Origin of the sequence: Kribbella orskensis, from assembly GCF_004342085.1 — a bacterium.
Classification (GTDB): Bacteria; Actinomycetota; Actinomycetes; order Propionibacteriales; family Kribbellaceae; genus Kribbella; species Kribbella orskensis.
In genome coordinates, this window is record NZ_SLWM01000007.1 from 324,031 (window position 1) to 337,371 (window position 13,341).

Sequence of the window (13,341 nt, forward strand, 5' to 3'; positions counted from 1 at the left end):
GAGGCACCGATGATCACCTTCCGGCAGAGGATCCGTACCGCGGCCGTCGCCCTGGTGACCGTCACCGCCCTGGCCGCCTGTGGCGGTACGAGTGGTGGCAGCGCGAACGGGACGATCGAGTACTGGCTGTGGGACTCCGCGCAGCAGCCGGGGTACCAGAAGTGCGCGGACGCCTTCGAGAAGCAGAACCCCGACCTGAAGATCCACATCTCGCAGTACGGGTGGGACGCCTACTGGAGCAAGCTCACGGCCGGGTTCATCGCGGACACGGCACCAGACGTCTTCACCGACCACCTGTCGAAGTTCGCGCAGTACGTCGATCTCAAGGTGCTCCGGCCCCTCGACGACCTCGCGCCGACCAGCGACATCAAGGACGGCGATTACCAGGAGGGCCTGGCCGAGCTCTGGAAAGGCCAGGACGGCAAGCGGTACGGCGCTCCGAAGGACTGGGACACGATCGCCATGTTCTACGACGTTGCCGCCCTGAAGGCAGCGGGCGTGGATCCCGCCGACCTGCAGAGCCTGACCTGGAACGCCCAGGACGGCGGCACCTTCGAGAAGCTCGTCGCGCACCTCACCATCGACACGAAGGGTGTTCGCGGTGACGAGCCGGGCTTCGACAAGACCAGCGTCAAGACGCACGGGCTGGCGTCCGAAGGCTCGGGCGGCGGCGGTTGGGGTCAGACCCAGTGGTCGGCGTTCACCGGCAGCGCGGGCTGGCAGGCGACCGACAAGAACCCCTGGGGCACCCGGTTCAACCTGGACCAGCCCGAACTGCAGGACACGCTGGGCTGGTACTTCGGGCTGGTGCAGAAGGGGTACATGGCCAGCTACGAGGAGATCGGCGGCGCCAACGCGATCGGCACGGACAAGCAGATCCAGTCCGGCACGGCCGCAATGGGGCTCAGCGGCTCGTGGATGATCTCGACCTTCACCAAGCTCACCGATGCCGCCGGCAAGAAACTCGAGATCGGGCTCGCGCCGACCCCGATCGGGCCGTCCGGCAAGCGGGCGTCGATGTTCAACGGTCTCGCCGACTCCGTCACCACCTTGTCGAAGCAGCCCGAGAGTGCGGCGAAATGGGTGAAGTTCCTGTCCGGTGCGGAGTGCCAGAACATCATCGGCCAGTCCGGCGTGGTCTTCCCGGCCCGGCCGGCCGGTACGGACCTGGCCATCGCCTTCAACAAGAACGAACGCAAGCTCGACGTCACGCCGTTCACCCAGCAGGTGAAGGACAAGACGACGTTCCTCTTCCCGGTGACGACGAACGCCGCCGACATCGCGGCCCTGATGGCCCCCCGCTTCGACGCGATCTACATCGGCAGCGAGCCGGTCGACTCACTCACCAAACTCAACACCCAGCTGAACGACCTCTTCAAAGTCGCCCAGTAGTACACCCGTGACGCCCGGGCGGCTTGTTGGAGGGAGAGCCGCCCGGGCAAGGGTTTCGATCAGACTCCCGGTGGCGGTTGGGCAACCGCCACCGGGATCATCGTCAGCCGACGCTCTCCTAGCCGGTTGTCCAGTGAGGGCTGGGGGTGGGGGTTACCTGGCCTGGGGTGAGGGTGGGGAAGTGGGCGCCCAGGCCGGGGGTGTTCTGGAGGGTGGACCAGAGGCGGTGCCGGGTTTGGTGGGCGAGGGTGGGGTTGACGTCGCCGATGGAGTGCCAGGTGGGTTCGGCCAGTTGGATGGGGCAGGTGATGGCGTCGCCGAGCAGGAGAAGGCGGGCGGGGCCGGAGGCGAGGGAGACGCTGAGGTGCCCTGGGGTGTGGCCCGGCGTGAGGATGGCGGTGATGCCGGGGGCGACGGTGGTGTCGTGGGTCAGGGGGCGTTGGCGCGGGGCGTTGGTGAGGAACCCGTCGCGGATGTGCGGGCGGATGTCGCCCGGCCCGTTGACGAAGTAGTCCCAGTCGGCGGCGCCGTACCAGATCATCGCGTTCGGGAAGACCGGCTCCGCGGCCAGGTCGAACAGCCAGCCGACGTGGTCGGTGTGGAAGTGCGTGATGACGACGTCCGTGATGTCGCCGGCCCCCACTCCGAGCGCACCCAGTCCGACGAAGAGCTGCCCGCCGACCAGCCGCATGCCGTGCGGCAGATCGTCCTGGTCCGGACCGAGGCCCGCGTCGACCAGGATCACCCGGTCGTCCGACCGGATCAGGAAGCACCCGATCGGCAGCCAGGCCTTGTCGTCCCGCGCGAAGAACTCCGGCCGCGCGTCATCCGGCACCTCCGCGCCGAAGTACTTCGGATGCACGCTGAACGTACCGTCGCTGATCGCGTGCACCTGCATCGCACCGAGTTGCATCGAAACTCCTCGAGCTGATCGTCAGACCTCCTTCCTACCTGACGATCAGCCCGAGGTGGTGAATCAGTCGAGCAGCGGGATCAGCTGCTCCTCCTCGTAGTCGAGGTGCTGCGTCAATTCCGTGATGAGCTCGTCCACCGCGGCCAGTAACGAGGTGGTGCTGGGCGTGGAGACGAGGGCCTGCAGTTCCTCGAGCAGCCCGGCGATCTTGGCGTGCTCGGCTTCGAGGGTGGTGATGGTGGGTGCCAGTTCAGGGTGGCGTTCCAGCATCGACGGGAAGAGGCCTCCGGATTCGAAGGTGTGGTGGATGTGCAGACACTGGCAGAGCGTCAGGCAGTTGATCCTCAGCTGCGCGCCGATGCCTGGGCCGGACGACGCGACCTCTCGCCGGACCAGGGCCAACTCGCGCCGGAACGCGCCGTGGATCAGGCGCAGCGCTTCACCGAACGAGCCTGCATTCGGCGGACCACCGGCGACCTGGGTAAGCGCGACTACCGGGATGATCCTGGTGGTCTTGGACTGGTACTCCGCCCAGCCGGTATCCGTCTCCGCCAACCGGGCGAAGGTCTCGTCGCGCTCGGCGTCCCGCAGTACAAGGGCTTCGGCTTCGTAGGTGAAGACGCCGGTCTCGACGGTGGCACGGGGGTTGGCGAGGAGATTGCGGTACCAGTCGGGGTGCTTGGGTCCGCCACCGGCCGACCCGACCACGAGAACCCGATCCGCGGTATCCGGGTAGTAGCCCAGGACGGTCGTGTGCGGCTTGCCGGAGCGCGCCCCGGTCGTGGTGAGCAGGAGCAGCCGGGCCTCGTCGAAGGGACCACCGACCTGCCCCGCATTGGCACGGAATTCCTCGATGATCTGCTGGGTGAAATTGTTCAGGACGCTCTTCTTTCTCGATGGATTCCGGGCACGACGAAATGCCCGTAGGGAAGTACGGGATGGGAAGCCGCCGACAGCGCGGCAGGCTGGATGTTCACGACAGCACGGCAGAAACACGTGCGGTACAAGGAGAGGCGGGCCTCTAGCGGCCCTGCCGGGGCTCAGAGCGCAGCCGGGTACCCAAACTCTTCTTGGCCCAAGGCCGACCCGGCAGTCACCCGAAGAGCATAAACGCCAACCAGGTCAGAAAGAACCCGCTACTCCGGAACTTCGGCGTAGGAGTCGACGTACTCCTGGGTGGAGTGTTGCTGGAGGGTGTGGATGAGGTGGTCGGTGGCGGCTCGGACCACTTGCTGGTGGATCGGGCGGTTCAGGTAGGGGTGAGGTCCAGGGGCTCGCCGATGATCAGGTGGACGTGGCCGAAACGCCAGCGGCGGGAGCCGACCGGGTTGACCTGGTCGGTGCCTTTGACAACGACCGGTACGACGGGCGCGCCGGTGGCCAGGGCGACGCGCATCGTGCCGGTCTTGCCGCGGTAGAGGCGGCCGTCCCGTGAGCGGGTGCCTTCCGGGTAGATCCCCCAGACGCCGCCCCTCGAGGATCGCGGTCGCGGGCGGACCATCGCTCTGTGGACCAACCTGCACGGCCTGGCCACGCTGCGCGCCGCGCACACCCTGGACCTGATCTACCCGGATGGCGGCGTCGAGCACTGGTTCCGAAGATGGTCCGCGCGCACTTGTCCTAGATCTCAGCCAGTACGCCGCAGTGGTCGCTGAGCCAGACGCCATCGACCGGGCGATCGCCGACCAGTTGGACCGACGAGACGCGCGCCCGGGTCAGGATGTAGTCGATCCGGCGTCGGTGAGTGGGATCACCCCACCCCCGCGCTTCTTCATGGTCCAACCGCCACGGCGTCGTCGGTACTACGAACAACTGGTCGCCGCGGCCGGGAATCTCCACACCAGCAGCCAAGTCCACCAATGCGGCTCACCACGGTGATCAGACCGGTACGCCGGGGTCGCCAGCGTCGTTCTGCACATTGAGCGTGAGGACTCGCATCGCCCATCGAGCGCCCAGACGGCCTGTCGCACAATCCGGCACGCCGACTTCCCCTAATTCCGCTACGGATAGTCAACACCCGCACTCGACGGGTAGCAGAAATGCGGTGGATTAGCTGATTCGGCAGAAATCGTCCCGATAGTCAGCAAAAAGCCGGACGAAAGCTGTAACGCCCTTCAGGTTGTGACGATAAATGGTTGAGCGGCCTGGTCTTGAGGGGGGCAAGTGGACGCTCCGGTGTTTCTTCGGGACCACCGGTGATTGTGGAGGGGGCCCCAGCAGGTGCTCGCCCGGGGCGGGGCGAGCACCTGCGAAGGGGAAACCTCCCCGGCCGTGAGTCCGACCGGCCCTCGTTCAGCCCTTGATCCCGACGTTCGCCATGCCCTCGACGAAGCGCTTCTGTGCGAAGACGAACATCACGATCATCGGCAGCGTCGCCAGCGCCGTACCGGCCATCAGGTAGGGCCACTGGATCTCCGCCGGGTTCTGCGCGAAGATCGCCAGCCCGAGCTGCAGTGGTCGCATCGAGTCCGACGTGGTGATCATCAACGGCCAGAGGAATCCGTTCCAGGCCGCCTCGATCTGGAACACGCAGATGGTGATCAGGGCCGGCTTGATCAGCGGCGTCATGATCCGCCAGAAGATGCCGAACTCACCCAGCCCGTCGACCCGGGCCGCCTGCGCCAGCTCGTTCGGGATCGAGACGTAGAACTGCCGGGCCAGGAAGGTGAACAGCGGCGCGGCGCCGAGCGGGATGATCAGGCCCCACCAGGAGTTCAGCCAGCCGATGCCGCCCTGACCGAGGATGTTGTTGCCGCCGAACAGCGGGATCGACTTCACGATCAGGAACAGCGGCACCAGGATGATCTGGAAGGGCACCAGCAGGAGCAGGATGAAGTAGCTCAGCAGCGCCTTGGAGCCCCGGATCGGCAGCTTCGCCAGCGCGTACCCGGCCGTCGTACAGACCGCCAGGGTGAACGCGGTCTCGCCGACGGCGATGAACAGGCTGTTGCGGAAGTACCGCAGGAACGGCGCGCTCTGCATCGCCTCGACGAAGTTCCGCCACCGCAGCTCAGTCGGCAGCCAGGAGAACGTGGCGATCTCCAGGTCGTTCTTGAACGCGGTCAGCACCATCCACAGGAACGGCGTGATCATCAGCACCGCGCCGAGGCTGAGCACGACGTACAGGAGGATCCGGCCGACCCGGAGCCCGGACGGCTTCCGGCTCACGATGGGGCCGGTGATCGTTGCGCTAGTCATTGACATCCGCCTTCTGGAGCAGGCGTCCGGCGCCGATGAAGAGCGCGATCACGATCATCATGATCACGGTCTCGGCGGACGCGTAGCCGAGTTTCAGGTCCTGGAACGCGTTCTGGTAGATGTCCAGCACCAGCACCCGGGTTTCGGTGCCAGGCCCACCTCTGGTCATCACGTACACCAGGTCGAAGACCTGGAAGGTCCCGACGATCGAGGTGATCAGGACGAAGAACTGCACCGGGCTGAGGGCCGGCAGGGTGACGTTGACGAACTTCTGCCAGCGGCTCGCGCCGTCCAGGTCGGCCGACTCCAGCAGGTCACGCGAGACCCCCTGCAGGGCGGCCAGGTAGATGATGATCTTGGTGCCAAGACCCTGCCAGATACCGACCACCATCAGCGACGGCAACGCGGTGGCGGGGTCGGCCAGCCAGCGGTTCGGCGCGAAGCCGAACAGGCTGAGGAAGCCGTTCGCCAGACCTGAGCCCGGGTTGTAGATCCACAGCCAGATGGTGGCGATCGCGACGGTCGCGGTCACCGTCGGGATGTAGAACGCGGTTCGGAAGAAGCCGAGGCCCTTGATCTTCTGGTTCAGCCCGACCGCGACCGCCAGCGCGATCGCCATCGAGATCGGGATCACCACGACGGCGTACAGGACGGTGTTGACCAGGGATGCCTGGAAGTCGACGTCGCGGAAGAGGTCGGCGTAGTTGCCCAGGCCGACCCAGGACCAGGAATCACCGAAGCTGTAGTCGGTGAGGCTGAGCACGAGCACGGCCAGCACCGGGATCACGATGAAGATCGCGGAGTGCAGCAGAGCCGGGCTGAGCAGAATCCAGCCGGCGCGAACCTGGCTGCGGATCAGCTCGCGGCTTTCCTTGGCCGGCGCGGTCCCGCTTGGCGCGGGGACGGTTTTCGTGGGGTGTTCGAGTGTGGCGCTCATCGGGACTGTCCTGCCAGGTTGGCCAGCACCTTGGCGGGATCCTTCTGACCGAGGACCGCCTGGGTGAGCTGGATGTCGAAGTTGCCGCGCATCTCGAGCCAGTTGGTCGGCGGGCTGTTCTCGTTCACCGCGTACACCAGTCCGTCGGCGACGAACTTGCTCAGCGGGTTGGACTTCGCCTGCGGTGAGTTGCCGGCGTCCTTGTAGGCCGGCAGCTTCTTGTTCAGCTTGGCGATCGCGTCCAGCGTCGTCGGCACCGTGAGCGACTGGATGAAGGCCCACGCCGCGTCCTTGTGCCGGCTGCGCGACCCGATCGACGCCAGGTCGCCACCGACGTACTCGATCTCCTGGCCGCTGTCGAACCGGAAGAACTTCAGGTCGTCGCAGTTCTTCTGGCCGATGCCCTTGTCCGAGCAGTCGACCGCGCCGCCGACGATGCCCATCGCGGCCTCACCAGTGAGCACGAGGGGTTGCTGGGCCGCGTTCTGCTGGCCGTACGGCTGGACGTTGTTGATCATCGACTTGATCCACTCCAGCGTCTCCAGGCCCTGCTGGTTGCTGAAGTTCGGCTCGCCGTTCACGTAGAGCGGCGTACCGGTCGAGGCCAGGAAGGTGGTGAACGACTGCCGGAAGCCGGTCGCCGAGGCGAGGTCGAACCCGCTGCGGGTGATCGACCCGCCTTCGTCCCGCTTGGTCAGCTTCTCGGCCGCGGCCTTGATCTCGGCCAGCGAGGTCGGCGGCTTGTCCGGGTCAAGGCCGGCCTCGCGGAACGCGCTCTTGCGCAGCGCGACGGCGCGGGCGTCGGCAACCAGCGGGTACCCGTACAGCTTGCCGTCGTACGTCGCCGGCTCGATCAGCGCGGCAACACTCTTCTCCTTGATCACCTCCGGAGTCACGCCGTACGCCGCCAGGTCGGCGAAGATCCGCTTCGACGCGAACGGCTGGATCCAGCCGACGCCGGTGACCATCACGTCGTACGGGATGCCGGCCGCGATCGAGGTGGACATCTTCTCGTTCAGGTTGTTGTACGTCGCGAAGTCCGGCTCGACCTTCATCTTGGGATAGGTCTTCTGGAAGTCCGCGACGACCTTGTCGAACTCCTCCCGGCCCTTGGTACTGGGCGGGAAGGACGGGAGCAGCACGCGCAATGTCCCGGTCGCCTCAGCCGGCGGGACGCCGTCCGTGCTCTTGTCGATCACCCCGTTGCCACAACTGCTGGCGGCCAGGCCGAGTATCGCGGCCAGCACCACCAGTCCACTCCGGGCGCCACGTCTCACAGGGGAACTCCTTCGCTGCCGAGCGGTTCGGCGCCCAGATCGTGACGACCGGACCACCGAGTGCAGCGAAAGTATGGGAAAGGGCTTTCCTCGTCAATACCCCAGCGCTCGAATGATCAAATTCGATCACAAACGGAACTCCCCCGATCAAAGTTCCATTTACCGAACCCACCGCACACCTCACCGTGCGTAGTTTCAGCCACTCCCCTTGAGCGCCCCGACCAACAAGTGAAGCGACTCGTTCAACTGCCGAATGTCGCTCTGCTCGTCCGGATAAGCCGTCATCGCGATCCGCCCGATCTGCTCGATCCCAGCCTCGGCCCGAGCGATCCGCTCAGCCGCCGTGCCATCGCTCGCGGTTGCGCGCCAATAGGCCTCATCCGCAGCAAGCACGGCCGCGGATGGCCCGGGCCCGGGCTCAAGGGCCAGGACGCTCTCGAGCATCGCAACGACATGCCCCGCCTCCTCGCGGTCGGCAAGATCATCAACCCCGGTCGACCAACTGACGAAGGCGCCCGATCTCCATGGTCAGAGCATCCAGACTCAGCCCCGCCATCACAGCCTCGGAAACGTTCGTGTACTCCGCGTAGAACTGCTCGTACTCCATCCGCGACTCCCCAGTCCGTGTTCAGCGGCGGTTCTCAACTCTCGCGCTCAGGCCCCTGCCGCTGCTGCCCGGCCTGCGAACCGGAGCGACGAGAACCTTGCTCACCCGCCCCCAACGGCTTCGCCGACGACATCGGCGCAGTCCCGCTCAACCCCGCGCGCATTGCGTGATCCAACTCCTGGGGCCGTTGAGCCTGACCGGGATCGCCGCCGCTCTGAGGCGAGCCGCGGCCGGTCGACGCCTGCTCCTGGGCCCGGTCGTTCGTGGTTGATTGTTGTGCGCCTTGCTGGACGCCACGGTCGGTCTGACGTTCGACCCGCTGGCTGTGTTGGGGCGCGGTCCACTGGGTGCGGATTGCTTCAACCTGATCAACGGCCGCGTCGTAGGCGAGGCCGCCCGCCTTGGCCGACGCGCGACGAAGCTGCTGATCGTCGGACTTGTCCAGATCCTTCAGCGGTTCGAACGGGCCGCGCATGGACGTCTCGATCTGCTGTAGGGCCGCTTCCCGCTCCTGATCGGGGACAATCCCCGGAAGATCGCTGTTGTCGTACAGGGTCTCCGCAGCGACGCGGAATTTCTGCTCCGCGTTCACCACCGCCATCCGCCGTACCACCTCTTGACCACCGAGCCCGGTATCGCGGCCGATCCCATTGGTGAATGCCTGCGCGGCGGGGGCGTACTCCTTGTATGACCGGTTCGCCTCCGCCGAACTGATTCCCGGTGCGATCTCCTCCAGGCCGAGGTCGTCGATGTAGGAATTCAGGTTGTTGTAGCTGTAGACCTCGGTGACGCCTTCTTCCAGCGCCTGCACACTTGGATTCTGGAATGCGTCCTTGGCGTCGCTGTGCGACGTACCCTCCGCTGCGAGCACATGGGTGTTCTCATGCAGGACCGTCTTCACGGCCTCGCGGTACGACTGCAGGGTCTCGGGATCCTGGTTGTGCACGCGGGCGTTGTCGAACATCTCCTTCAACGGCACCGTGACCTTGGCGTCGTTGTACTCGATCGTGTTATTCCACGTCACCGCGCCACGTACCTTGCGGTCCGGGGCGGTGACGCCTAGGTGGCCGTTCCACGAGGAGTGGTCCGCCCCAGAGATCCGGACGGCGGCATCAGCCTGTTCAGCCATCAGTTCCTGGTGGCTGCGGACCCTCACTCGGACTCAGGCTCCAACGCGAGAACCAGCATGTAGAGCGACTCGTTCATGTTCATGATCGACGCTTCCTCGCCCGGGCCGGCCGCCTCCGCGATCCGGCCGATCTCGGCCATCCCGGCCTCCGCCCGGGCGATCCGCTCCTGCGGGGTGCCGCCGGCCGCGCTGGCTGCGGCGTGGACCCGGATGGCCTGGGCCATCGCGGGCGACAGCGGTGGTCCATCGCCGTAGGAGAGGACATCCTCGATCGTCGCGATCCGGTTCTCCGCGGACCGGCGGTTGGCCGGGTCCTCAATGGTGGCGGCGAGGGCTTTGAGGCGCGCGACGTCCGGGGCGAAGTCTGCGGACGGCCGGTCGCCGTCGATGGCGTCGAAGACCTGCTTGTACTCCGCTTTGAACTGTTCGTAGTCCATCGGACCCTCCCCGTGATCGTCGGTGTCCAAATCTAACCCGTGACTAGGGCCTGGCTGTGGTGGTGAGGGCGCCGCAGGAGATCCGGGTTTTGAGGGTGGGGAGGAGGGAGAGGTGTTGGGTGGCCGGGGTGCGGCCGGGGGCGGCTTGGAGTTTTCGGAGCAGGAGTTCGCAGGCGGTTTCGCCGATCATCAGCTTGGGTGGGCAGACGGCGGTCAGGGGGACGGCGGCCAGGGCGGCGGTTTCGTCGTTGTAGGCGATCACCGAGAGGTCCTCGGGGATCCGCAGGCCTCGCTCCATCGCGCGTTCGACCAGGCGGGCCGCGTGCTCGTCGGAGTGCACCAGCATCGCGCGGGCGCCGTACGACTCGCACTCGTCGAGGAACGCGTCCAGCTGCGCGATCGTGTCCGGGTCCTCGCCGCGGGCCGGGAGCACCACCGGGGAGATCAGCAGGTCGATCCCGAGCGTTTCCGCCGCCTGCGCGATCCCCTGCCGCAGCCAGTACGCCGTGACGCTGGCGTTGAGGTTGATGCCGATCCGGGTGTGACCGAGCGAGCGGAAGTGCCGCAGCGCGAGCATCGCTCCGTAGGCGTGATCCGTGCGGACGTGGTCGTACTCGCGCTCCGCGTGCGGGAAGCCGAACGCGCGTTCCATCAGCACCACCGGTACGTCGATGCCGTCCAGTCTCGACCCGACCTCGGCGGCGCGCTCGTCCCCGAGGGCCGTGCTGAGCAGCAACCCGGCGACCCCGATGCCGAGCACCTTCTCGAGCCGCTCCTGCTCCACCGCCACGTCGTATCCGGAGACCCCGAGCACCAGGCGAGCGCCGTACCGGTCGGCCATCGCCTCGGCGCCGCGGATCACGTCGGTGTAGTAGAAGGTGGAGCTCGGTACGACGATGCCGACGGTGAGCTGGCTGCCCTGGCTCGGGCCGGCGGCGGGACTCGTGCCGATGGCGCCGCCGTGCACCCGGCGCAGCAGTCCGGCAGAATCCAGCTCCGCGAGGTCCCGGCGTACTGTGATCGCGGAAACGCCGAGCTCCGCGGACAGCTCGGCCACCCGGAGCCGGCCGTGGCGGCGCAGGCTGCGCAGGATCAGCTCGTGGCGCTCCGGTGCAAGCATGCGAGACCTCCGGGGACTGTTATCCGGATGTGATTGTTTGTGATCATACGATCATGACTGCCGAAGCAAGGACTGCCGACGTGAGGGATGGCCTGTGAGCGACACCACCGGAGGCGGCCGGACCAACGCGGTGCTGTCGAAGCTCTCGCTGATCGGCGACCTGCTGATGCTGCAACTGGTGTTCCTGGTCTGCAGTGTCGGCGTGGTCACGCTCTACCCGGCCGCCTTCGCGCTGCAGCGGGTGCTGCCGTACGCGATCGGCCAGGAGCACCCGTCTCTGATGAGGCGTTTCTGGAGCGAGTTCAAGTGGGCCTTCCGCCGCTTCTGGGCGGCCGGCCTCGTCCTGTACGTCGGCAGTATCGCCTTGGCGTTCGGGTTGCTCTTCTGGGCCTCCACCGACGGCCCGGTCCGGATCTTCGCGCTGGCGGTGCTCGTCCCGCTGACCGGGATGATCGTGGGCCTCTACCTCAGCGCGCTCGCCGTCCTCCCCGACGAGCCGGCGGACACTACTCCGAAGAGCCTGTTCCGCGCGGCCAACCTCTTCCTGCTCAGGCGGTCACTCGCTGTCGCGGGCGGCGTGATCGGCCTGGCCACCTGGTTCCTGCTGCTGGCCAGACTGCCGACACTGTTCGTGATCGGCTCGGGCCTGATCCCGGCGCTGATCGCGTACTGGATCTCCCGCACCACGACCACTCGGCCGAAAAAAGATTCAGGGGACGTGTCAATCTGAGCCCATCTGGTCCGACGTGTCAGTGAAAGGCCCACCGGACCAGAAGGAGAAACCCCGATGTACGCGACGACCGAAACCCTGGCGACGACGCCGGCCGCGCAGGGCGGCCGCTCGCGCTGGCTGGCCCTCTACGTTCTCTGCGCCGGCATGTTGATGATCGTGCTCGACGTGACCGTGGTGAACGTGGCGCTGCCGGCCATCCAGGACGACCTCGGCTTCACCAGTTCCAGCCTCGCGTGGGTGGTGAACGCGTACCTGATCGCGTTCGGCGGGCTGCTCCTGCTGGCCGGCCGGCTCGGCGACCTGCTCGGGCGGCGGACCATCTTCGTCAGTGGCTTGACCGTCTTCACCATCGCCTCCGTGTGGTGCGGCCTGGCCGGCTCCCAGGAGATGCTGGTCGCCGCCCGCTTCGTCCAGGGCGTCGGCGGCGCGCTGACCTCCGCGGTGATCCTCGGCATGATCGTGACGCTGTTCCCGGAGCCGCGGGAGCAGGCCAAGGCGATCGGCGTCTACGCGTTCGTCGCGTCCGCCGGCGGTTCGATCGGTCTGCTCGCCGGTGGCGCGCTGACCCAGGCGATCAACTGGCACTGGATCTTCTTCGTGAACCTGCCGATCGGCCTGGTCACCGGCGTCCTGGCAGTCAAGCTGATCCAGAAGGACAAGGGCCTCGGGATGGGCCGCGGCACCGACGTACCGGGTGCCGTGCTGATCACCGCCGCGCTGATGGTCGGCGTGTTCACCATCGTCAAGCCGGCCGCCGAGCTCGGCTGGACCGCGCCGCGGACGATCGCCCTGGCCCTGCTCACGCTGACCCTGCTGGCCTGCTTCATCGTCCGTGAGGCGACCGCGGCCAACCCGCTGGTCCCGCTGCGGATCTTCAAGTCCCGCAACCTGACCGGCGCGAACCTGATCCAGGCGCTGTCCGCCTCCGGCATGTTCGGCATCTTCTTCCTCGGCTCGCTCTACCTGCAGCGGGTGCTCGGGTACGACGCGCTCGAGATCGGGCTGGCGTTCCTGCCGACCACGGTGCTGATGGGCCTGCTGTCGGTCCGCTACTCCGAGAAGCTGGTGATGCGGTTCGGCGCACGCCGCCCGCTGATCGCCGGTCTGGCGCTGATCGTGGTCGGTCTGGCGCTGTTCACCCAGGCTCCGGTCGGTGGCAACTACTTCGTCCACGTGCTGCCGGTGCTGATCCTGCTGGGGCTGGGCGGCGGCATCTGCTTCCCTGCGCTGATGGGCCTGTCGATGGCCGACGTGGAGCCCGAGGACGCCGGACTCGCCTCCGGTCTGGTCGGCACCACCGCCGAGGTCGGCGCCGCACTCGGACTGGCCGTGCTGGCCACGCTGTCCGCGACCCGCACCGAGAGCCTCGCGGCCGCCGGAAAGCCCGCGCTGGAGGCCCTGACCAGTGGCTTCCACCTCTCGTTCGCGGTCGCCGCCGTGATCGTCGCGACCGCCGTGGTGATCGCCTGCACCGTGATGCGCCCGGCGCCCGAGACCTCGGCCGCCGAGGCCGCGGAGTCCGGCGACGAGCTCGCCCTCGACGCCGCCTGACGAACACCCAGTACTGCGGAACGCCCCGGGCGCGGGGAGTTCCGCAG

The 13,341-nt window shown here is 67.0% G+C and carries 15 protein-coding genes; 3 read left to right on the top strand and 12 right to left on the bottom strand.

Features of this window, described 5'->3' with window-relative positions:
* The first annotated feature begins 9 nt into the window (after positions 1–9).
* Positions 10–1,392, top strand: coding sequence for an ABC transporter substrate-binding protein (locus EV644_RS21765; protein ID WP_199239941.1), 1,383 nt, complete (start codon positions 10–12; stop codon positions 1,390–1,392).
* Positions 1,393–1,510: 118 nt separating this feature from the next.
* On the opposite strand, the gene EV644_RS21770 is transcribed toward EV644_RS21765, so the two are convergent.
* The 12 genes from EV644_RS21770 to EV644_RS21820 all read right to left on the bottom strand — a co-directional run bounded on the left by EV644_RS21770 (position 1,511) and on the right by EV644_RS21820 (position 11,010).
* Entirely contained in the window at positions 1,511–2,305 is a 795-nt protein-coding gene (locus EV644_RS21770; RefSeq protein WP_132190511.1) for an MBL fold metallo-hydrolase, read from the bottom strand.
* A gap of 63 nt (positions 2,306–2,368) precedes the next feature.
* Positions 2,369–3,301 carry a nitroreductase/quinone reductase family protein gene (locus tag EV644_RS21775; protein WP_241998587.1) on the bottom strand — a complete coding sequence of 311 codons (933 nt, stop codon included), beginning with the start codon at positions 3,299–3,301 and terminating at the stop codon, positions 2,369–2,371.
* A gap of 253 nt (positions 3,302–3,554) precedes the next feature.
* The gene (locus EV644_RS21780; RefSeq protein ID WP_199239942.1) at positions 3,555–3,806 is read right to left on the bottom strand and encodes a lysophospholipid acyltransferase family protein; all 252 of its coding nucleotides are present in this window, start codon (positions 3,804–3,806) and stop codon (positions 3,555–3,557) included.
* 119 nt (positions 3,807–3,925) lie between these two features.
* Complete coding sequence (locus EV644_RS21785; protein ID WP_132190512.1) at positions 3,926–4,144, bottom strand: hypothetical protein; 219 nt, start codon at positions 4,142–4,144, stop codon at positions 3,926–3,928.
* Positions 4,145–4,597: 453 nt separating this feature from the next.
* The gene (locus EV644_RS21790) at positions 4,598–5,503 is read right to left on the bottom strand and encodes a carbohydrate ABC transporter permease (protein WP_241998590.1); all 906 of its coding nucleotides are present in this window, start codon (positions 5,501–5,503) and stop codon (positions 4,598–4,600) included.
* Positions 5,496–6,440, bottom strand: a complete 945-nt coding sequence (locus tag EV644_RS21795) for a carbohydrate ABC transporter permease (protein WP_132190513.1) — start codon at positions 6,438–6,440, stop codon at positions 5,496–5,498. The genes EV644_RS21790 and EV644_RS21795 overlap by 8 nt, the downstream gene beginning before the upstream one ends.
* Entirely contained in the window at positions 6,437–7,717 is a 1,281-nt protein-coding gene (locus tag EV644_RS21800; protein WP_132190514.1) for an extracellular solute-binding protein, read from the bottom strand. Before EV644_RS21800 ends, EV644_RS21795 begins: the two co-directional genes overlap by 4 nt.
* 195 nt (positions 7,718–7,912) lie before the next feature.
* Positions 7,913–8,161 (bottom strand): hypothetical protein, encoded by a 249-nt coding sequence (locus EV644_RS21805; RefSeq protein WP_132190515.1) that lies wholly within the window; start codon positions 8,159–8,161, stop codon positions 7,913–7,915.
* A 40-nt stretch (positions 8,162–8,201) separates the two neighbouring features.
* Complete coding sequence (locus EV644_RS47235) at positions 8,202–8,324, bottom strand: hypothetical protein (protein ID WP_255511340.1); 123 nt, start codon at positions 8,322–8,324, stop codon at positions 8,202–8,204.
* A 34-nt stretch (positions 8,325–8,358) separates the two neighbouring features.
* Positions 8,359–9,453, bottom strand: coding sequence for a hypothetical protein (locus EV644_RS21810; protein WP_132190516.1), 1,095 nt, complete (start codon positions 9,451–9,453; stop codon positions 8,359–8,361).
* 23 nt (positions 9,454–9,476) lie between these two features.
* A complete protein-coding gene (locus EV644_RS21815) occupies positions 9,477–9,890 on the bottom strand; it encodes a hypothetical protein (protein ID WP_132190517.1) in 414 nt (137 codons plus the stop codon).
* A gap of 43 nt (positions 9,891–9,933) precedes the next feature.
* The gene (locus EV644_RS21820) at positions 9,934–11,010 is read right to left on the bottom strand and encodes a LacI family DNA-binding transcriptional regulator (RefSeq protein WP_132190518.1); all 1,077 of its coding nucleotides are present in this window, start codon (positions 11,008–11,010) and stop codon (positions 9,934–9,936) included.
* Positions 11,011–11,104: 94 nt separating this feature from the next.
* Between EV644_RS21820 and EV644_RS21825 the strand changes: the two genes are divergently transcribed.
* A complete protein-coding gene (locus EV644_RS21825) occupies positions 11,105–11,740 on the top strand; it encodes a YesL family protein (RefSeq protein ID WP_132190519.1) in 636 nt (211 codons plus the stop codon).
* Positions 11,741–11,797: 57 nt separating this feature from the next.
* Positions 11,798–13,294 carry a DHA2 family efflux MFS transporter permease subunit gene (locus tag EV644_RS21830; RefSeq protein WP_132190520.1) on the top strand — a complete coding sequence of 499 codons (1,497 nt, stop codon included), beginning with the start codon at positions 11,798–11,800 and terminating at the stop codon, positions 13,292–13,294.
* Positions 13,295–13,341 lie beyond the last annotated feature (47 nt).